Origin of the sequence: Bradyrhizobium sp. CCBAU 51753 (assembly GCF_015291565.1) — a bacterium.
In the GTDB taxonomy this organism is placed as follows: domain Bacteria; phylum Pseudomonadota; class Alphaproteobacteria; order Rhizobiales; family Xanthobacteraceae; genus Bradyrhizobium; species Bradyrhizobium ivorense.
This window is the reverse complement of the sequence record NZ_CP030037.1, coordinates 848,136-869,300: the sequence shown is the minus strand read 5'-3', so window position 1 is coordinate 869,300 and position 21,165 is coordinate 848,136. Positions and strand designations below refer to the sequence as shown.

The following is a 21,165-nucleotide window of genomic DNA, read 5'->3' as shown; positions in this document are numbered from 1 at the left end:
TCAGGTAATCACGCCGGGATGCAGGATGAAGTCGTTGATGTGCAGGTTCGTTCGATCGACGTTCGAAAGCCTGATCGAGTCGCCTATATCGAGATGGATCAGCGTGTCGCTGCCCACCTGCTCGACCGCAGCGCTGTCGTTGATCCACGCATTGAACGATTCGGTATCGCCTGCAGTGAACGGCGTGTTGTCGAACAGATCGATCTTGTCCTGACCGGGCGTGAAATCGGTGATGGTGTCGTTGCCGGTGCCAGCCCTGAACACGAACTGGTCCGCGCCCGCGCCGCCCGTGAGCGTGTCGGTGTAGCCGGTCGCAATGATCACGTCCTTGCCGTCGGTGCCCTGCAGCGTGACGTCGCCCTCGCCCGTCACGTTAAAGATGAGATTCACGGTGTCCTTGGCGCCGAAGCCGTCGGTGACGGTCAGCGCAATCTTGTCGCTGAGCGGCAGGTTCGGGCCGGGCGCGTAAGTCAGGCCGCTATTCAGCGTGCCGTTGATGTCATCCAGCGAGCCCGTCTCATTCGAGGGCGTCACGAAGCCGCCGGCGGATTCCGCGTCGAACGTAAAGGATTCCGTGGGCCCGGCATCGGCGTCGGAAACCGACAATCCGCCGATCGTGATGGTCTGGCCTTCCTCGAAGATCTGCAGATTGTCGGTCAAGATCAGCGGCGCCTGATCGACATTCACTGTCGCATACGCTGAGCCCGTATCATGGCCATTGTGATCGACGCCGTCGCCGTCGTTGAGCGTGAACTCGATGGTACGCTGGCCGGCCACCGGATTGGCGTCGATGCTCTGGAAGCGGATCGCCTGGATCAGATGCGCGACGGCGTCGCTGGTGGCGTTTCCGTTCAAGTCGATCGCCGGGTCGATGCTGTCACTCAGCGTGCCGATCGCGACCGCCTCGCCCGAACCATCGCCGTCGGCGTCGAACATCACTGTTGTGCCGGACACCGAGATGTACTGGTCGCCGGCGATCGTGAGGAAATCGCCGTCGTGTCGGCCATCGACGATCGATGCCGACAGCGATCCGCCGTTGAAGTCGCTGCTGTCGATGTCGCTGACCGTGACATCGTTGACGAGTGGCACCGCGCCCGCGTCCGGCGCATAGATCGGCGCCAGATCCGTGGCACTCACGATGGGCGCATCGTTGGTGCCGTTGACCTCGATCGTGATGTCCTGCGTCGTGCCGTCGGCGGTCGTCACCGTCAGCGTGTCGTGCTCAATCTGGCCGGCGGCCAGCTGATCCACCCGCTCGTGAACCAGGGTATAGGTCCACTGGCCGCTGTCCGGATCGAAGGTGAAATCACCATAGGTCCCGGTCAGGTTTGCCGGGTCGACGGGCAGGAAATAGCTTTCGCCGGCGTCGGGGTCCTGCACGGTCAGCGTGCCGCTGTCGACGTCGTTCGCGATGGTCTGGCCGCTGGGAATGACCACATGGTCATCCTCGTACACGACACCGGTGCTCTTGCCTTCGATCGTCGCGGCGTGGTTGCCCGAGACGTTGACCGATGCGGTGAAGGAGCTGGAGTCGTGTCCGTTGGTGCCGCCGCCGTCATGCAGCGTGAAGGTGACGACGCGCGTGCCGGCTTCCAGCGTCGCATTGCTGCTCTCGAATTCGATCGCCTGCGCCAGCGCGGCGACCGCCGCATCATCGGCGCGGTCGTTGAGATTGATCGTCAGGCCGCCGACGCCGTCGATCAGCGTGCCGATCGAGACGGCGGCGCCGCTGCCGTCGCCATCGGCGTCGAACATCACGTTGTTGCTGGCATCGACCGAGATATAGGGGTTACCCACGATCGTCAGCGTATCGCCGTCGTGACCACCGCTCGTCACCGCCGCCGTCAGCGACCCGCCGTCGTAATTGGCGCTGTCGACGTCCTGCACCGTGATGCCGTCGGCCAACGCAACCGGGCCGCTGCCGCTCTGATAACTGGACGCGAGGTCGTGGCCGGTGAATGTCGGCGCATCATTGATGCCGGTTACCGCGACCGTGAGGTGCCCGTAGGTTCCGAGCGCGCCGTCGGACGCCGTGTAGGTGAACTGCTCCAGCCCGCTGTCGCCCTCCGGCAAGGCGGCGACCGCCGCAGCCTGCGCTGCGGTGACGCCGAGCGTATAGGTATAGGTGCCGGTCACGGGATCGACGACGAGCTCGCCATAGATGCCCTCGACCGTGAACTGCCCGGGCGTCGCATTGTCGGTTCCGACACCGGCAATCGAGAGCACATCGTGTTCGGCGTCGCTATCATTGGCCAGCAGGTTGGCCGTCACGCTGCCGGTGTTGCCGGCGATCGAAACCGCGTCGACGGTCGTGATCGGCGCATCGTTGGCGCCGGTCACGTCGATCGTCAGCGTCGCCGTCCCGACCGCGCCATGCGCATCGATGGTCTCGACGGTGAACGTATCGGCATAGCTGCCCGCGGCCAGCGCGTTGATCGCCGCCGCGTTGGGAACGTAGCTATAGGTGCCGTCCGCGTTCACCGTGAGCGAGCCGTAGAGACCCGCGACCGCGGTGTTGACCGGAAGATGGTCGGCGTCGAGCACGGCATAGGTCAGGGTCGCGGTCTCGCCATCGTCGACGTCGTGCCCCTGCAGGGGGCCGGCGAGCGCGCCGAAGCTGTCATTATCGGCGGTGTCGGTGAGCGTGCCGGCGTTGACGTCACCCAGCGTCGGCGCGTCGTTGGAGCCGTTGATCGTGATGGTGATCGGCGCGGTGACCACCCCGCCGTGATGGTCGACCAGCTGGACCGTATAGGTCAGCGTCAGCGTCTCGCCGTCGGCGAGATAGTCAAAGTTCTTGTCCGCGGCCGAGAACGTCCAGCCGTTCGATCCGGCGACCCCGCCGGTCGAATCGGTCAGCGCGCCCAGCGACAGCCAGCTCAGCACCGTCGCCGCGTCGGCAAGGCCGCCGGTCGCGCCCGATTCGGAAACGCCGGTGATGGTCAGGCTGTGGGTGTCGCTGCGGTCGACATCGGCGAACGTCACCGTACCCGAGGCGACGTCCGGCTGATCCGAACCGGTGGTGCCGCTGGCTTCGGGGATCACTTCGGCCTGCGGCGCGGACGTGATGACGGGCGTGTCGTTGGTGCCGGTGATCGTGATCGTCACCGGCTGCGTCACGACACCGCCGTGATGGTCGTCGACCTCAATCGTGTAGGTCAGCGTCAGCGTCTCGCCGACGGCGAGATAGTCGAAATTGTTGTCGGCGGCGGAAAATGTCCAATCGCGTGCCCCGGTCACGCCGCCGGTCGAATCGGACAGCGCGCCGAGCGACAGCCAGCTCAGCACCGTCGCCTCATCGGGAAGCCCGCTGGTGACGCCGGTTTCGGTCACGCCTGATATCGTGACGCTGTGGGTGTCGCTCAGATCGACGTCGGTGAAAGTCACCGTGCCGGATGCCGTATCGGGGTCCGCCGAACCGGTCGCCGCGTTGGCTTCGGTGAGTGCGGCCGACTGCGTCGACGAGGTGATCACCGGCGTGTCGTCGGTGCCGGCGATCGTGATCGTGACCGGCAGGGTGACCACACCACCCTGATGGTCGTCGATCTCGACGGTGTAGGTGAGCGTCAGCGTCTCGCCGGCGGCGAGATAATCGAAGGTGTTGTCGGCGGCCGAGAACGTCCAGGACCTCGATCCCGTCACGCCGTCGGTCGAATCGGTCAGGTCGCCCAGCGACAGCCAGCCCAGCACGGTCGCGTGGTCAGCCAGGCCCGTGGTGACGCCGGACTCGGTGACGCCGGCGATGACGACCGTGTGGGTATCGGTCAGGTCGGTATCGCTGAAGGTGATCGTGCCGCTCGCCGTGTCCGGGTCGCTCGAGTGCGTCGTCTCCGCGATCTCCGTGATCCCGGCCGTCTGTACCGCCGAGGTCACCACCGGCGCATCATTGGTGCCGGTGATCGTGATGGTGAAAGTCTTGAACGCGGTCTCGTTGCTCGGCGCGAAATTGTTGTCGACACGCGCCGTGTAGGTCAGCGTCAGGGTTTCGCCGGCCGCCAGGAAGTCGAACGCGCCGTCGGGAAGGCTATAGGTCCAGGTCGCCGAACCGAAGTTCCGGTTCGCCGGATTGTGCTCGAGCAGCAGCGGGATCTCGACCGCATGGATGGCCGCAAGCTGTGTGGCCGTCAGCGACGAGGTGACGTCGTCATTCTGGGCGTTCTGGTAGGTGAACGAGGTGAAGCTCACCATCGCGCTCGGAACATCGCCGGGATTGGGATCCGCCCATCGGATCACATTCGATGCCGTGTCGAGCTGCGTGCCATGAGTCTGCCCGGCCCGCTCGGTAAACGCCGCGTTGAACGTCACGGTTTCCGGCGGACCGGGGACGTGGTCGATCCCTCGGTTGCCGATCGCCTCCGGACTGGCGTTGCCGGAGGTCACCACGAAGACCGCTTGCGCGACGATGTCGCCGCTGGCGAACTTGAAGCCGGTCGTCATCGGGACGACCGTGTCGGTGTAGTTCGTCGTCAGCTTGGTGTTCGGATTGGTGTTGTCGGTGAACTTCAGCGCGAACACGTCGGAGATCAGCTTCTGCGCATCGGCCGACAGTTGCGGCGATGAGAGGAAGCTGACCGTGCCCTGGCTGTTGACGATGGTCTGGGTACCGGCCTGATTGACGGTCGCGATCGGATTGAGCGTCGTCTTGTCGAACAGGATGTAGGAGCCGGTGGTGCCGTCCGGCTCGACCAGCACCTGGAATTTGGCCGGCGGCACGGCGCCGGTGCCCTGCACATCGAAGTCGATCTCGACCAGCACCGCGGTGCCGCGAATGCCCATGGTCGCAACCGGCGTATCGACCTTCATGTCGCCATGCTTGGCAGTCGCGCCGGCGACGAACGAGATCGTGCCCTGGACCAGGCTCATGAACGAGGCATTGCTCGACCCGTTCGGGTCGTAGACCATTTCGTTCAGCACCATCTTCGCGTTGGGCCCGAGGCCGAACACGGTGCCGTCGATGAAGGTGATGCCGAGCGTCGAGTCGGCGCCGGATTGCACCACGTCGCCCTTGTAGACATTGTCGCCCTGGTTCAGCACCACCGGCACGCCGTTGCGAACTGCAGTGGCGCTGCCGGTCAGCTTGGTGACGTGGCCGATGACCTTGGGCGGATCCGCGGCGCCGCCGGCCTGGGCATACTGGGTATATCCAGTGAGCGCGTTGACGAGATCGCCGGTCAGGTGCGCGCCGTCGGGCGAAGCTAGCGCCGCGCGCTTTTCACCCTTGAAGTAGTCATGCAGCATCAGCTCGCGGTCGGCGTTCGACAGAACCAGGTCGAGACCGGCGCGCTTGAAGTCCGCGGTGAATAGGAAATGACCGTCTTCAACGACGATCGCGCCGGCTGGCGCATGCGTGGAAATGCTTTCAACATGGGCCGCTCCACCATGAGCGTCCAGCTTCGGCAAAGACCCGCCAAATTTATCGACAAAGTTCACCGCGGGTCACCGCACCCCAATTTCAATTCCAATTTCAAAGAAAGAATATGCAAACGACTATGCTTGCATATCATCGTATTGCGCGAGTCGAAACCCATTCAGTGCTTGCGTGACGCGCTCACATAACCTGCGATTGAGCACCGCTCCCTGTCATTCTCCTTCTGTTTTACGTAGTTTGCAGGTAACTGAGGGTGGATGTTGAAGCCAAGATACGTATTGATCCACGTATTCGTGGTATTGATTGGCATTTTTCTACTTACCTTTATTTCCCCTCGGCCCCGTGGCGGGATTAGAACCCAATTTTCCGGCTAAAGCTGTGACTTAGCTTACAAATCGTAAAGTTCCCGCGCGGCTTGGTCGTGTTAACCAGAAAGCAAGCATGAGACGGAGCCAAGCGGCAAAAGGTTCGATTCCGCGTTCACAAAACCGATAAAGTTTTCGAGACCCCGACCAGAAGGCCTTTAGCGTCTCTCCTGCTTTCCCCACATCTTAAGCGGATTCAAATCGCCTTCTGCCATCCTGGCGGCATTGAAACGATCCGGTCACGTGCGCGGTGCAGAATTCGCCCGCCGATGCCCGGGCAGGGGTGTCATATGGGAATCTGGGTTCACTTTCGGACGCTGGGCGTTGCCATACTGGCCTGCGGATCAGTGTGGCTTGCGACGGCTACCGAGCTCAACGCCGCGTCGCTGCTGTCGCCTGGTCCGGCGGCGCTGATGAGGAAATCGGCCGAGCCGTTCGGGCTGCCGACCGCCCTGCTCGCCGATGGCGGGCTGCACGACAAATGGCTCGGCGTGCAGCACCGGCTCGCCGACGAGCTGGTGCAGCTTGCGATCTGCGACGGCGACCGCGAAGGGTGCGCGTCGCCGGAAGCGCTGCGCTTCCTTGCGATCATCGATGCGGGGCGGGCGCGTGACGGCCGCGCCAGGCTGGGCGTGATCAACCGCGCCATCAACCTCGCGATCCGTCCGGGCAGCGACCTTGCGCTCCATGGCGAGGCCGACGTCTGGACCTCGCCGCTCGCCACCTTCGCGCTCGGCAGTGGCGACTGCGAGGACTATGCGATCGCGAAATTCGTCGCGCTGCGCAAGGCCGGCGTCGCGCCCGAGGATCTGCGGATCGTCGTGATGCATGACGTCATCAGTGGTGAGGATCACGCCGTCGTCACTGCGCGGCTGGACGGCCACTGGCTGACGCTCGACAACCGCCGCATGGCGATGATCGAGGATTCCGACGTCCGGAGCCTTCGGCCGACCTTCGTGATCGATCAGCACGGCGTCAGCAAATTCATCGATCCCGCGCCTGTTATCGCCGAGGCCGCGCTGCGGCCGGCGCGGGTGAATTAAAGGACAAAGGCGACCGCGACACGCTCCGTCATTGCGAGGAGCTAAGCGACGACTTGTCCGCCGAAGCCCTTGGCGAAGGCGGAAGCAATCCACCTATCCGCAGGTGGCGGGATGGATTGCTTCGCGGAGCCTGTCATCGGGGGCGCATTCGCGCGACCCGTTGGCTCGCAATGACGGCGTGGATGCCGTGAGCCAATCGCTCAGAACATCAGATTGTCCTTCACCAGAACCCAGCGGCCGCCCTTGACCTGCTGCACCTGGGTGATGGTGTTGGCGAGGTGGTCGGTCTTGGAGAACTTGGTCGGCGGCGAGTTGAAGATGTCGAGGAACTTGTCACCCGACTCCAGCGCATCGAGCATCTTCTGGCCGGAGAGGTCCTTGCCTGCCTTCTGCGCGTAGAAGGCAAAGGTCATCACCGCGTTGTAGCCGATGATCGCCTGGGTATTGGCGTCGCTGTTGAACATCTTCTTGTAGTTGGTGAGCCAATCCTTCACCTTGCCCTTGGCCGTATCCTCGTAGGGAATCTCGAACCCTGACGCGGCGTACAGCCCTTCGACCGCTTCCTTGCCCAGCGCCGGCACCTCGAGCACGTTGGTCGGCGTGGCGCCGAGGAAGGTCACGTCCCAGCCGAGCTTCTTCGCCTCGCTCATCGCGCCGATGGTCTCGCGGATCACGGTGCCGAGCACGACCAGATCGCAGCCATCGGCCTTCATCTTGGCGACCTGCGCCGAGAAATCGGAGGCGCCGCGCTTGTAGCTCGTGACCGAAGCCGGCTGCACCTTCATCGCCGTGAGCTGCTGGGTGAAGCCGTCGAGCACGTTCTTTCCGTACTCGTCATCCTGATGCATGATGCAGGGCTTCTTGAAGTTCTTCCAATCCATCATGTATTTGAGCGCGGCGCGGGTGCTCTCGACATAGGGCAGCAGGTTGTTGAACTTGAGCCGCTCCTGCGGCTTGCTGGGATCGAACTTGAAGGTGAACTCCGCGGCGGTGAGCGGGAACAGCTGCAGCACGCCGGCGTCGAACAGCACGTCCTGCGCGGCGAGCACGGTCGGCGAGCCCATCGGGCCGATCATCGCGAAGACCTTGTCGCGCTCGACCATCTTCTGCGACGCCAGCACGGCCTTCTTCGGATCATAGCCGTTGTCTTCCAGGATCATCTTGATCTTGCGGCCGTTGATGCCGCCGCTCGCATTGATCTCCTCCACCGCCATCTTCATGCCGTTGGACACCGGAACGCCCCAGACCTTGATCGGGCCCGAAAGGTCCTGATGGGTGCCGATCACGATCTCGGTCGGCGAGATGCCCTCATTGGTCACCTTGGTCTGGGCAGTGGCCGGCAGGCAGGTCAGCGCCAGAGCGCTCACCGCAAGGCCCAGCGCTTTCAGCGATTTCGACATTGCAGTCTCCTCCTTCAGTGGCCCTTGTTGAGCGAAGGGTCGGGCCCTCTCAAGCCTTCGCCGTTTTCCGCGAGCGCGATGTTGCTATTCATCGCGCCTCCTTTTGTTTGAGCACGATCCTCTCGAAAAACCGCCGCGCACTTTGCGTTAATGCGGCCCTCCGGGTCCGGATCATGCTTTAGGCGACCGCGCGCGCCCCATACATGGCGTCGATCTCGGCCGCGTAGCGCTTGTTCACGAAGCTGCGCTTCAGCTTCATGGTCGGCGTCAGCTCCTCGTCCTCCGGCGTGAGCTGGCGCTCGATCAGATAGAACTTCTTGATGGTCTCGACGCGCGCGAATTTGGTGTTGACCGCCTCGACCTCGCGCTGGATCAGGTCCTGGATTTCGCGGGCGCGGCACAAGCTCGCGTAATTGGTGAAGGGGATGTCGTGGTCCTGGGCGAACTTCTCGACGTTCTCCTGGTCGATCATGATCAGGCAGGTGAGATAGGGCCGCTTGTCGCCGATCACGACCGCGTCCGAGACGTAGGGCGAGAACTTGAGCTGGTTCTCGATCTCCGACGGAGTGACGTTCTTGCCGCCCGATGTGATGATGATGTCCTTCATCCGGTCGGTGATCCTGACATAGCCCTCATTGTCGATCGTGCCGACATCGCCGGTGTGCAGCCAGCCCTTGGCGTCGATGGTCTCGGCGGTTCTCTCCGGCTGATTGAGATAGCCCATGAACAGGAAGTCGCCCTTGATCAGGATCTCGCCCTTGGGGCAGATCATCACCTCGCCCCACGGCGCGGCCTTGCCGACCGAGCCGAGCTTGATCCGCTCCGTCGGCATGATGGTGGCGACGCCGCAATTCTCGGTCTGGCCATAGACCTCGCGCATGTCGAGGCCGAGCGCGAGATACCAGCGGATCAGGTCGGGCGAGATCGGAGCCGCGCCGGTGAGCGCGATCCGGCAGCGGTCGAGCCCGAGCATGCGGCGGATATTGCGGAACACCAGCCAGTAGGCGGCGCGGTTGGCGAGCCGCAGCGACAATGGCGGCGTCTCGCCCTCGAGCCGGCACTCGGTCATGCGGTTGCCGATCGCGAGCGCGCGGCCATACATCCAGTTCTGGAACGGGGTCGCGTCCTTCAGCGCTATGGTGATGCCCGAATAGAACTTCTCCCAAACCCTGGGCACCGCGAGGAACGCGGTCGGCTGCACCTCGCGCAGGTTGTCGGGCACGGTCTCCGGGCTCTCGGCGAAATTCATCACCGAACCCAGCGCGATCGAGATGTAGTAGCCGCCGACCCGCTCGGCGACATGGCAGAGCGGCAGGAACACCAGCCGCTCCTCGCTGTCGGTCGACGGGAACAGATCGTTGGCGTGGCGCATCTGGTGCGTCACGCTGCGGTTGGAATGCATCGCGCCCTTGGGCGGGCCTGTCGTGCCCGAGGTGTAGACCAGGATCGCAAGGTCGGACGCGGTGCGGCTGCCGGTCATCTCGTCCCACAAGGCCGCGTTGCCATGGGCGTGGTTGCGGCCGAGCGCCGCGAACTCGGCAAACGACAGCACCATCGGATCGGAGAAGCCGCTCAGGCCCTCCATGTCGAACACGACGATCTTTTCCAGCGTCGGACAGCGCGCCCGGCAGGCCAGCACCTTGTCGAGCTGCTCCTCGTCCTCGACGAACACGATTTTGGTGCGGGAATCGTTGACGAGATATTCGACCTGCGCCGTCGAGTCGGTCGGATAGATGCCCGAGGACACCCCGCCCGCGCACAGGATGCCCATGTCGGCATAGACCCATTCCGGCACCGCGTTGGCGATGATCGAGGCGACGTCGCCGGGACGGAAACCGGTCGCATGCAGGCCGTGGGCGATGTCCTTTGAAATCTGCAGCCATTCGCGCCAGCTGGTCGGCTGCCAGATGCCGAACTTCTTCTCGCGGATCGCGGGCCTGTCGCCACGCGTCTGCACCGCGAGCAGAAAGCTCCTCGCGATCGTATCGGCCACCGTCAGCACCGCCGGTCCTGCCATGCGCGTCCCTCCTCTGCCGCTTGCCTCGCGCCGGGTCTTGCTGCCCTCTCGTTCGCGAAACCGGCCTGAAATCTAGCTTCAAGTCCCTCGCAACGCCAATCTTCCTCTACGCCAGCCCGGCGCGGCGCTATCGCCAAATCTGCTAACGCCAGGTCTTCCAGCGCCAGGTCTTCTAGCGTCAGGTCTTCTAGCGTCAGGTCTTCTAGCGTCAGGTCTTCTAGCGCCAAGTCTTCTAGCGCCACGTCTTCTTCTTTTTCCAGCGCCGTTCGCCCCGCGCGCCGGCTTCCTTGGCGCCGAGATAGAACTCCTGGATGTCAGGTGAATTCATCAGCCGCTCGCAGGTGTCGTTCATGACGACGCGGCCGATTTCCAGCACATAGCCGTAATGCGCCGTCTCCAGCGCGATCTTGGCATTCTGTTCGACCAGCAGGATCGACATGCCCTGCTCCTCGTTGACGCGGCGGATGATAGTGAAGATCTCCTTCACCAGGATCGGCGACAGGCCCAGCGACGGCTCGTCGAGCAGCAGCAAGGTCGGGCGGTTCATCAGCGCGCGCCCGATCGCGAGCATCTGCTGCTCGCCGCCGGAGAGCTGCCCGGCCGGCTGGTCCAGCCGCTCCTTCAACCGTGGAAAATAGCCGTAAACCCGCTCGAGGTCCTGCGCCACGCCGTCGCGGTCCTTGCGCGGATAGGCGCCCATCATCAGGTTCTCGCGCACCGACAGGAACGGGAACACCTCGCGCCCCTCCGGCACGTGGCTCAGGCCCAGCCGCACGATCTTGTCGGCCTCCATGCGCTGGATCGGCTTGCCCAGGAATTCGATCGAGCCCTTCTGCGGGTCGAGGATGCCGGAGATCGTCTTCAGCACCGTGGTCTTCCCGGCGCCGTTGGCCCCGAGCAGCGTCACGATTTGGCCGCGCGGCACTTCGAGGCTGATGCCGCGGATCGCCATGATCGGCCCGTAATAGCTCTCGATGTTGCTGAGCTTGAGGATGATGTCCGGTGCGCTCATGGCATCATCCTCATGCACCCAGATAGGCCGCGACGACGTCGGGATGGTGCTGCACCTCCGACGGCGAGCCCATCGCCAGCACGCGGCCGTAGTTCAGCGCGATCACTCGGTCGGATACCCGGTTGACCAGCGTCATGTCGTGCTCGACCATCAGCACGGTGATGCCGAGCTCGCTCTTCATGTCGCGGATCCAGAACGACATGTCGTCGGTCTCCTCGACATTGAGGCCGGAGGACGGCTCGTCGAGCAGGATCAGCTTCGGCTCCGAGCACAGCGCCCGCGCCAGCTCGATCACCTTGCGCACGCCATAGGGCAGGCCCGAGATCAGCTTGTCGCGGTAGGGTTCGAGGTCGAGGAATTCGATCACCTGCTCGACCCTGCGGCGGTGCAGCTTCTCGCTGGCACGCACGCTCGGCAAATACAGCAATTCCTGCCACAGCTGCGTCGTGGAATGGCGGTGGCGGCCGACCAGGAGATTGCTCAGCACGGTCGCATTCTCGAACAGCTCGATGTTCTGGAAGGTGCGGGCGATGCCGAGCCTTGCGATGTCGTAAGGGGGCTCTTGGGTGATGTCCTGATCCTCGAAGAAGATCCGGCCCGAGGTCGGCGGATAGATCCGCGAGATCAGGTTGAAGATCGAGCTCTTGCCGGCGCCGTTGGGCCCGATGATCGAGAGGATCTCGCCCTTCTCGACCGCGAAGCTGACGGCATCGACCGCTTTCAGGCCGCCGAAATGCAGGGACAGGTTCTCGGCGCGGAAATAGCTCATCTGTTCCGCTCCGATTTCACATAGATCTTCTGCCGCTTGAAGGTCGCGCGCTTGTACAGCGGGAACAGCTGGAAGAAGAGCTTGATCTTGAGCCAGCGGCCATAAAGCCCCAAAGGCTCAAAGAGCACGAACAACACGATGATGACGCCGTAGATCGCGCCCTTCAATCCGTTGGCGGAGGCGAAGGCGGCGACCGCATCCTGGATATGGCCGGCACGCTCCGTGCCGGCGCCCAGCGTCGCGGCAACGCCGGCGATCACGCCGGGCATGTCGTCCTTCAGATAGGTGAGGAACGGATCGATCATGACCAGGAAGATCGCGCCGAGCACCGCGCCATGCAGGCTGAAGGTGCCGCCGATCAGGATCACGATGATGAACTCGATCGAGAGCTGCAGCGTGAACATCTCCGGCGAGATGAAGGAGAGCTTGTGCGCGAACAGCACCCCGGCAAAGCCGGTGATCGCCGCCGAGATCGCGAACGACTTCACCTTGTAGAGTGCGACATTGATGCCCATGCTGCGCGCCGCGGTCTCGCTGTCGCGGATCGCGACAAAGGCGCGGCCGGTCGGCGAGCGCAGCAGATTGAGCGTGCCTACGATGGTCAGGACCAGAACCGCGAGACAGAGGTAATAGAAGGTCGGACCATCGCGCGACACCGTGGTGCCGAGCAACTCGATAGTCTTGACCCGCATGCCCTCGTTGCCATGGGTCACGCTCTCCCAGCGAGCTAGAATCTCCTCGACGATGAAGGCAAAGGAAATCGTCGCGATGACGAGATAGATGCCCTGCAGCCGCAGCGCCGGAAAGCCGACCAGCGCGCCGACCACGCCGGTCAAGAGCCCCGCCGCGAGGAAGTAGACCGGAAACGGCACGTTGAATTGCTGCAGATAGGCCGCGGTGTAGGCGCCGATCGCCAGGAACGCGGCGTGGCCAAGCGAGGCCTGCCCGGTAAAACCGGTCAGGATCAACAGCCCGACGCCAACGGTCGCATAGATGCAGACGAAGACGAGCTGGCTCATCAGATAGCTGGACAGCAAATACGGCGCGATCAGCAGCACCGCGAGCAGCAGGCCGTAGGACCAGACGTAGCCCGAATGCGGGAACAGCTTGATGTCGTCCTCGTAGTCGGTCTTGAAGAGGAATCGCATGCTCAGACTTTCTTGCGCACGTGGAGGCCGAACAGGCCCTCGGGCTTCAGCAAGAGCACCGCGAGCAGCACGAGGTACGGCGCGACGTCCTTCCAGCCCTGCGGCAGATAGAAGCCGGCCATGCTCTCGATCACGCCGATCAGGACGCCGCCGACCACGGCGCCGGGGATCGATCCGAAGCCGCCGAGCACCGCGGCGGGAAACGCCTTCAGCCCGAGCACCAGTCCGACATTGGAGTGGATGAAGGTGATCGGCGCCAGCAGCACGCCGGCGCAGGTCGCGACCGCCGCCGAGATCGCCCAGACGATCGACACCACGCGCTTGACCGGAATGCCCATGTAATAGGCAGCCAGCATGTTCTCGGAACTCGCACGCATCGCAGTGCCGAGCGTGGTCCGGTTGAAGAACAGATAGAGCAGGGCGCACAGAATGACGGTCGCGGCGATCACCGACAGCTTGTCATAGGCCAGCACCAGACTACCGATCCGCAGCACGCCCTGGCTGAACGGCGTCTCGATCTTGAAATCGTCGGTGCCCCAGATCATGCCGGAGACCGAGCGCAGGAAATAGCCGAGCCCGATGGTCGCCATGATGATGGAGAATTGCGGATAGCCGAGGATCGGCCGCACCACTAGCCGCTCGGCCAGCATGCCGAACAGCGCCATGCAGATCACGGCGCCGGCAAAGCCGATCCAGTAATTCAGCCCGAGGATGCCGATGAAGGTGAAGGCGAAGAAGCCGCCGAGCATCATCAAATCGCCTTGGGCGAAATTGACGACCTCGGTTGCCTTGTAGACCAGCACGAAGCCGAGCGCGATCAGGCCGTAAACGCAGCCGAGCGCGATGCCGCTGACGAGCTGCTGAACGAAGTCCAGCATCGTTTCCCTCCCCGATGCCCCGGCGATTCTTCCCGATCGCCTGGAGCATCCCGCCTTCGCGCCCTTGTGTCGCAAGCGCTGAAAGCCGTATGTCCCTTGCCGGGATTGAGCCAAAAGGCCCGGTTCCTGTCAACAAACCGCTGGCCGTATTGGCATCATTACATTTGCGGAGAAATGCCGCAGTACGGACTATTACGGGTATCGCACGCGATTTGCCTGCCACGATTCACCGCGCCGAAACGGTTTTTCTCCAAGGTGCGCAACCGATGAGCGAAGTCCGGGATCGCCGCCAATCATGACATCAGAACTGTCCGCACTCGCCGTGCGAGGGTTAACGAAGCGTTTTGACCGCCCTGCGGTCGATGCGCTCGATCTCACCGTGCGTGTCGGCGAGTTTTACGCGCTGCTCGGGCCGAACGGCGCCGGCAAAACCACGACGCTGCGCATGGTGGCGGGGCTGTTGCGGCCCGATGCCGGCACGGTGTCGATCCTCGGCATCGATGCGCTGTCCGATCCGGTCGCCGCCAAGCAGATCATGGCCTGGGTGTCGGACGAGCCGATGATCTATGACAAGCTGACGCCGCTGGAATATCTCGAATTCGTCGCCGGCCTGTGGGGCATCGATCCCAGGCAATCGGAAACCTCGGCGCGCGACCTCTTGGTTTCGCTCGGGCTCGAGGCGCACCTCAACGAACGCTGCGAAGGCTTTTCCAAGGGCATGCGCCAGAAGGTGGCGTTGGCCGGCGCGCTGGTGCACGATCCCCGCCTGATCATTCTCGACGAGCCGCTGACCGGCCTCGACGCGCTGTCGGCCCGCCACGTCAAGGGACTGCTGCAGCAACGCGTGCGCGCCGGCTGCACCGTGATCATGACCACCCATATTCTCGAGGTCGCCGAGCGCATGGCCGACCGGATCGGCGTGATCGCGGCCGGACGTCTCATCGCAGAGGGCACGCTGGCCGAATTGCGCCAGCAGAACGGCCGCAACGACACCAGCCTGGAAGACATGTTCATCGCGCTGGTTGATACCGAAGCGGCGGCTGCGTGAGCTCGGCCGCCCACATCGGCTGGTTCGCCCGCCACGAATTCCGCCTCGCCTGGCGCGAATGTCTGGCGATGATGACCGGCGGCCGGCGCCGCCGCAACCGCGCGGTCATCGGCTTGATCGTCTTCGCCGCGATCCTGCACTTGCCGGCCTATGCCGTGGTCGGCCGCTTCGCCGAGCTGCAATTTCCGCTCGATCCGTCGGCGCTGATCGTGCTGAGCGGAACCATCTTCCTGTCGTGGGCCCTGATGCTGTCGCAGGCGATCGAATCGGTGACGCGCGTGTTCTATGCCCGCGCCGATCTCGACCTGATCATGTCGTCGCCCGCCAAGCTCACCAACATTTTCTCGGTGCGCATCGCCGCGATCGCGCTGACGGTGAGCAGCATGGCGCTGCTGCTGTCGGTGCCCTTCATCGACGTGCTGGCATATCTCGGCGGCGCGCACTGGCTCGCCGGCTTCGGCGTCGTCATCGCGATCGGGCTGTCGGCGACCGCCACCGCGATCGCCGTCACCGTGTGGCTGTTCCGCCTGATCGGGCCGAGCCGGACGCGGCTGGTGGCGCAGATCGTCTCCGCCATCATCGGCGCCGGCTTCGTCATCGGGCTGCAGGTCGTCGCCGTGTTGTCCTACGGCACGCTATCGCGCTTTGCGTTCCTCAGCTCCGACACCGCGGCGCGCATTGCTCCCGGCCCCGACAATATCGTGTGGTGGCCGGCCCGCGCCGCACTGGGCGATGTCGGCATGACGATGCTGCTGATCGCCGGCGGGCTCGTGATGCTCGGCGTCGTCATGGCGGTGTTCGCGCCGCGCTTCGCCGACACGGTCGCAAGCGTGGCGGCCAATCCGGCCGTCACCACGCGCGGGCGCTCCCGCAGCTTCCGCGTCGGGTCACGCCAGCACGCGCTGCGCCGGAAGGAATTTCTGCTGCTGCGCCGCGATCCCTGGCTGCTGTCGCAGAGCCTGATGCAGATGCTCTATCTGGTGCCGCCGGCCTTGATGCTGTGGCGCAGCTTCTCCGACTCTTCGACTGCGATCATCCTGATCACGCCGGTCGTGGTGATGGCCGCAGGCCAGCTCGCCGGCGGGCTCGCCTGGCTGACGATTTCGGGCGAGGACGCCCACGATCTGGTGGCGACTGCGCCGCTGCCGCCGTCGCGGGTGATCCGTGCCAAGATCGAGGTGGTCTTGATTGCGATCACCGCCGTGTTCGCGCCGATGATCATCGCGCTAGCGTTTGCCTCGCTCGCGCAGGCCGCGGTCACCACAACGGCAGTCATCATCGCGACCGCGTCAGCCGCCGCGATTCAGCTCTGGTTTCGCGCACAGGCAAAACGCAGCCAATTCCGCCGGCGCCAGACCTCGTCGCGGGTCGCCACCTTCGCCGAGGCGTTCTGCTCGATCGGCTGGGCCGCCACCGCGGCGCTGGTCCTGACGATCCCCCTTGCCGCGATCGTCAGCGGCATTCTGACGCTGGTGACGCTCGGCGCCGCCTGGAAGCTCAGCCCGCGGCGGGGATGAGCCGGCTCAACGTCAGAGATATTCTCTATCCCGTTGAACCAGAAACGGATTTCCCGCGACTTGGATAACAGGGACAGCCCCTGCGCTGTCATCGAATCGTTCGAGTGCGATCGTTATCTTGCTGGGGTCTTGACCCGATACCATGTCTTGCCCGAGGGCAAAAAGCACAGGAGAGGAAGCGGATGAGCGAAACCATCAATGTCCCGGCGGTGGTGGTCGATGCGTCCGCAGTCGCGCGTATCAGGTCGGAGATCGACATCGCCGACCGCTCGCGCATCGTCACCTTCGGCGATCGCGCCCAGCGCTCCGTGGTCGAGTTCGCCGACCGCATCCTCGCCCAGACCCAGAACCGCGAGCTCGGCACCACCGGCAAGCTGCTGTCGGACATCCTCGCCAAGGCGCGCAACCTCGATCCGGCCGCGCTCAAGGATGGCAACTTCCTCACCCGCCTGTTCTCCTCGATGGAGGCGCGGCTGCGCCGCTTCACCGAGCAGTTCGGCACCGTCTCCTCGCAGATCGACCGGGTCTGCGTCGAGCTCGACCGCAACAAGGAAACCCTGCGCCGCGACATCGCGGTGCTGGACGAGCTGCATGAGCAGACCAAGGACTCGCTGGTCGACCTCGATTCCCATATCGCGGCCGGCAAGGCCTTCGTCGAGGATTTCCGCCGCGGCAAGCTGGTCGAGCTGGAGCAGGCCGCGAAGGCGGCCGGCCAAGGCAGCGACGCGTTGCTGGCGGCCCAGACCTTCCAGGACGCCGCGCAGGCGCTCGACCGGCTCGAGAAGCGCATCTTCTATTTGCAGCAGGCGCGCCAGATCGGCATCCAGCAATTGCCGCAGATCCGCATCGTGCAGTCCGGCGACGAGACCTTGATCGAGAACCTGCAGGCTACGACCGAGCTCACCATCCCGGTGTGGAAGCAGAAGATGATCCTGCTGCTCGGCCTGTCCAGGCAGAAATCGGCGCTCGACCTGCAGAAGACGGTCACCGACGCGACCAACGAGATGATGCGGCAGGCGTCGGAAATGATGAAGACGCAGGCGATCGACATCGAGAAGCAGTCGCAACGCGGCATTGTCGATATCGAAACCTTGGAAAAGACCAATCGCGATCTGCTCGACACGATCTCGGGCGTGCTCAACGTCCAGGAAGAGGGCCGCAAGAAGCGCGCCGAGATCGAGCAGCGGATGGCGCAACTGACCGACCAGCTCAAAACCGCGCTGTCCAAGTCGCCCACATGAGCTTCGCCGCCCCAAGGTCCGCTGCGAAGTTCGTGGCCGGCCTGTTGCTCGCGCTCGGTCTCGCCGCCTGTTCGGCGCCGGGTCCGCAATTCACCATCCTGTCCGGCTCCGAGAACGACGTGCTGGCGCCGATGGTGCAGGAGTTCTGCGCGTCGCGCCAAGCGACCTGCACGGTGCGCTACCAGGGCTCGCTGGATATCGCACTGGCGCTCAAGCCCGGCGGCGATCCCGACGCCGACGCGGTCTGGCCGGCGGCGTCGATCTGGATCGACATGTACGACACCGCACGGCGGGTCAAGTCGGTGAAGTCGATCGCGCAGATGCCGGTGATCCTCGGCGTGCGGCGCTCGGAAGCGCAGGCGCTGGGCTGGATCGGCGCCAAGGTGAAGACCAAGGACATCCTCGGCGCGGTGGAAAGCGGCAAGCTGCGCTTCCTGATGACGTCGGCGACGCAGTCGAACTCCGGCGCCGCCGCCTATCTTGCGATGCTCGCGGCGGGCATCGGCAAGCCCGATCTGATCGAATCCGGCGACCTCGACAAGCCCGAGGTGCTCGCGACGGTGCGCGGACTCTTGCGCGGCGTGCAGCGTTCGTCGGGCTCCAGCGGCTGGCTCGCCGATCTCTATCGCGAAGGCGAGCGGACCGGCGCCAAGTACGACGCGATGTGGAACTACGAGGCGGTGATCAAGGAGACCAACGACAAGCTGATCGCCAATCACCAGGAGCCGCTTTACGCGATCTATCCCGAGGACGGCGTCTCGGTCGGCGATTCTCCGCTCGGCTTTGTCGATCGCGGCCGCGGCAAGGAGGTCGAGGCCTTCTTCAACGACCTGCAGGCCTTCCTGCTCAAGAACGAAACCCAGGCGCGGATCGCAGCGACCGGGCGTCGCGTCGAGCTCGGACGCGCGGCCCCGCTCAAGGCCGACCCGGCCACCAATCTCGATCCCGGCCGTCCGCTCACGGTGGTGCGGCCGCCGGAACCCGCCGTGATCCAGAAAGCGCTGGCGCTTTATCAGGAAGCCTTGCGGCGGCCGTCGCTGACCGCGCTGTGCCTCGACGTCTCCGGCAGCATGCAGGGCAACGGCGAATCCCAATTGCTCGATGCAATGCGGTTCCTGTTCACGCCGGCGCGGACCCGCGAGGTGCTGGTGCAGTGGTCGCGGGAGGATCAGATCATCGTGCTGCCGTTCAGCGACCACGTGCTGTGGACGGCGACCGCCGGCGGCGACGATGCCGCGCAGGCCGATCTGCTGGGCAAGACGCTGAAGCTGCGCGCCGATGGCGGAACCGACTTCTACACTTGCGCCGCGCGGGCGCTGGCCGCCATGAAACCGTTTCTTGACCGTGAGCAACACCTGCCTGCTATTGTCATCATGACCGACGGCAAGAGCCAGGGCGCCATGTCGACCTTCGAGATGCCATGGCGGTCGGACGGGCACCGGGTGCCGGTGTTCGGCGTGACCTTCGGCGACAGCGCCGACCGCAGCCAGCTCGACAATCTGGCGACCCTTACCGGCGGCCGGGTGTTTGACGGCACCAAGAGCCTGACCCAGGCGTTTCGTGCCGTGCGGGGATACAACTGAATGCCATCGGCGTGGTCAGGCATGAACTGGATCGCGGGCGGCGCCGGCGCCGCCGTGCTGTTGCCGCTGCTCGCGGTCGGCGTCGGTATGCCGTTCTGGGCCGCCGGTCTGATCAGCGTCGTCGCCGGCGGCGGCGTGGTGGCACTGCTCGCGCCGCGCAAAATGTTCGAGGGGCTCGACAACAGCGGCGCGGCGCGCGGCAAGATCGAGTTCGCGCGCGAGCTCCTGACTGGCGCCGAGCCGCTGGCGATCCGGCTCGAGGTCGCGGTCAGCACGATCCAGACCAAGAAGGTCGCCGAGCGCGTCCGCCATCTGGCGCGGACCTCGCGCGAGATCTTCGCCGGCATCGAGGAAGACCCGCTGCGCGTCGACCGGGTGCGCCGCTTCCTGACCTATTACTTGCCGCGCGCGGCCGATCTCGCCGAGGCCTATGCCGTGCTCGAGAAGAGCGGCAACCGCGACACCACGCGGCTGGTCTCGACCAGCGATCTGATCGACCGCCTCGACACCGCCTTCACGCATTATGCAACCAACCTGCAGGAGGCCGACCTCGACAATCTCGACATCGAGCTGAAACTGTTGAAGAGCTCGCTCGATGAGGATCTCGGGACCTCGGCCCTTCCTGCACCGTCGGATCCGAGCAAGAGGAGAGCCTGATGGCCATTTCCCGTCGGGCTTTTGGCATTGGACTTTTGGCCGCGAGCGCCGCCGGCACCGGCGGCTATGTCTATCTGCGGCAGCATCCGGAGATCGCGGGCCGGTTCGGCGAGCCGAAGCGGCTGTTTGGATTTGCCGGCGGCGAGAAGGAAGGCTTTCTCGCCAATGCGCGCGTGCGCAGCGTGCTGGAGCGCCGGTTCGGACTGATCCTCGACGCGCGCCGCGCCGGCTCGGTGGAAATGGTGCGCGAGCGCACGCTGCTCGACCAGAAGCCGCAATTTCTGTGGCCGTCCTCCTCCGTGCTGGTCGATGTCGCGCGCAGCTCCGGCGTGAAGATCTCGCGCGACCAGGTGATCTTCAATTCGCCGATCGTGCTGTATTCCTGGGACCGCATCGCCGACGGCCTGGTCAAGGCCGGCTTCGCCGAGCCCGCCGGCGGCCCGCGCTACACGGTCGACCTGCTCAAGGTGCTGAAGGCGATCATCGCCGGCGAGAGCTGGGAAGCGATCGGCGTGAGCGGCCTGTTCGGCCGCGCCCGCGTGGTCTCGACCGATCCCAACAAGTCGAATTCCGGCTTCATGTTCGCGGGCCTGACCGCAAGCCTGTTGAGCGGCGACGTGATCGCGCTCGACTCGCTCGGCAAGATCGACGGCGACGTTGCGACCGTGTTCCGCCGCATGGGCTACAAGCCGCCGTCGTCGGGAAAACTGTTCGACGATTACATCGCCGGCGGCGCCGGCGCCCAGCCGCTGATCGTCGGCTACGAGAACCAGTTGATCGAGTGGGTGCTGCAGGATGCCGATCGCTGGAAGCGGGTCGAGGCCAATGCACCCTCAAAACCGGTGATCCTCTACCCCAAGCCGACCGCCTTCTCCGCCCACCCCTTAATCAGCGTCGATCGCAGCGCCGACGAGTTGATCGATGCGCTGATCAGCGAAAGCCTGCTGGAGCTCGCCTGGGAGGAGCACGGTTTTCGCGGTCCGCTCGGCACCATCGGCAAGGCGCGCAACAGCCTGTTGCAGTCGCGCCTGATCGAACGGATCGATGCCGTGCTGCCGATCCCCGACGCGCCCGTCATGCTTGCGCTGCTCGACCGGCTCTCGACCGCCTGAGCGGCGG

The 21,165-nt window shown here is 64.5% G+C and carries 14 protein-coding genes; 7 read left to right on the top strand and 7 right to left on the bottom strand.

Annotation, left to right across the window (positions count from 1 at the left end; all coding sequences use genetic code 11):
- Nucleotides 1-5,400, bottom strand: a complete 5,400-nt coding sequence (locus XH93_RS03960) for a VCBS domain-containing protein (protein ID WP_194472513.1) — start codon at nucleotides 5,398-5,400, stop codon at nucleotides 1-3.
- 623 nt (nucleotides 5,401-6,023) lie between these two features.
- Here XH93_RS03960 and XH93_RS03955 point away from each other — a divergent pair.
- On the top strand, nucleotides 6,024-6,776 hold the full coding sequence (locus tag XH93_RS03955; RefSeq protein ID WP_194472511.1) for a transglutaminase-like cysteine peptidase: 753 nt from the start codon (nucleotides 6,024-6,026) through the stop codon (nucleotides 6,774-6,776).
- Nucleotides 6,777-6,976: 200 nt separating this feature from the next.
- Here the strand turns inward: XH93_RS03955 and XH93_RS03950 are convergent, their stop codons facing one another.
- The 6 genes from XH93_RS03950 to XH93_RS03925 all read right to left on the bottom strand — a co-directional run bounded on the left by XH93_RS03950 (nucleotide 6,977) and on the right by XH93_RS03925 (nucleotide 14,000).
- Nucleotides 6,977-8,176 carry an ABC transporter substrate-binding protein gene (locus tag XH93_RS03950; protein ID WP_194472509.1) on the bottom strand — a complete coding sequence of 400 codons (1,200 nt, stop codon included), beginning with the start codon at nucleotides 8,174-8,176 and terminating at the stop codon, nucleotides 6,977-6,979.
- A gap of 178 nt (nucleotides 8,177-8,354) precedes the next feature.
- On the bottom strand, nucleotides 8,355-10,193 hold the full coding sequence (locus XH93_RS03945; RefSeq protein WP_194472507.1) for a long-chain fatty acid--CoA ligase: 1,839 nt from the start codon (nucleotides 10,191-10,193) through the stop codon (nucleotides 8,355-8,357).
- A 232-nt stretch (nucleotides 10,194-10,425) separates the two neighbouring features.
- Complete coding sequence (locus tag XH93_RS03940) at nucleotides 10,426-11,205, bottom strand: ABC transporter ATP-binding protein (protein WP_194472506.1); 780 nt, start codon at nucleotides 11,203-11,205, stop codon at nucleotides 10,426-10,428.
- Nucleotides 11,206-11,215: 10 nt separating this feature from the next.
- On the bottom strand, nucleotides 11,216-11,974 hold the full coding sequence (locus XH93_RS03935; protein WP_194472504.1) for an ABC transporter ATP-binding protein: 759 nt from the start codon (nucleotides 11,972-11,974) through the stop codon (nucleotides 11,216-11,218).
- Entirely contained in the window at nucleotides 11,971-13,122 is a 1,152-nt protein-coding gene (locus XH93_RS03930) for a branched-chain amino acid ABC transporter permease (protein WP_194472502.1), read from the bottom strand. Before XH93_RS03930 ends, XH93_RS03935 begins: the two co-directional genes overlap by 4 nt.
- Nucleotides 13,123-13,124: 2 nt before the next feature.
- The gene (locus XH93_RS03925) at nucleotides 13,125-14,000 is read right to left on the bottom strand and encodes a branched-chain amino acid ABC transporter permease (RefSeq protein WP_194472500.1); all 876 of its coding nucleotides are present in this window, start codon (nucleotides 13,998-14,000) and stop codon (nucleotides 13,125-13,127) included.
- Between the two features lie 295 nt (nucleotides 14,001-14,295).
- On the opposite strand from XH93_RS03925, the gene XH93_RS03920 reads away from it, so the two are divergent.
- The 6 genes from XH93_RS03920 (at nucleotide 14,296) to XH93_RS03895 (ending at nucleotide 21,158) form a co-directional block, all read left to right on the top strand.
- Entirely contained in the window at nucleotides 14,296-15,048 is a 753-nt protein-coding gene (locus tag XH93_RS03920; RefSeq protein ID WP_194472498.1) for an ABC transporter ATP-binding protein, read from the top strand.
- Nucleotides 15,045-16,565, top strand: coding sequence for a permease (locus tag XH93_RS03915; RefSeq protein ID WP_194472496.1), 1,521 nt, complete (start codon nucleotides 15,045-15,047; stop codon nucleotides 16,563-16,565). The genes XH93_RS03920 and XH93_RS03915 overlap by 4 nt, the downstream gene beginning before the upstream one ends.
- 182 nt (nucleotides 16,566-16,747) lie before the next feature.
- A complete protein-coding gene (locus XH93_RS03910) occupies nucleotides 16,748-17,806 on the top strand; it encodes a toxic anion resistance protein (RefSeq protein ID WP_194472494.1) in 1,059 nt (352 codons plus the stop codon).
- Nucleotides 17,803-19,389 (top strand): substrate-binding domain-containing protein, encoded by a 1,587-nt coding sequence (locus XH93_RS03905; RefSeq protein ID WP_194472492.1) that lies wholly within the window; start codon nucleotides 17,803-17,805, stop codon nucleotides 19,387-19,389. Before XH93_RS03910 ends, XH93_RS03905 begins: the two co-directional genes overlap by 4 nt.
- Complete coding sequence (locus XH93_RS03900) at nucleotides 19,390-20,046, top strand: 5-bromo-4-chloroindolyl phosphate hydrolysis family protein (protein WP_194472490.1); 657 nt, start codon at nucleotides 19,390-19,392, stop codon at nucleotides 20,044-20,046.
- Nucleotides 20,046-21,158, top strand: a complete 1,113-nt coding sequence (locus XH93_RS03895; RefSeq protein WP_194472489.1) for a hypothetical protein — start codon at nucleotides 20,046-20,048, stop codon at nucleotides 21,156-21,158. The genes XH93_RS03900 and XH93_RS03895 overlap by 1 nt, the downstream gene beginning before the upstream one ends.
- Nucleotides 21,159-21,165: the final 7 nt, after the last annotated feature.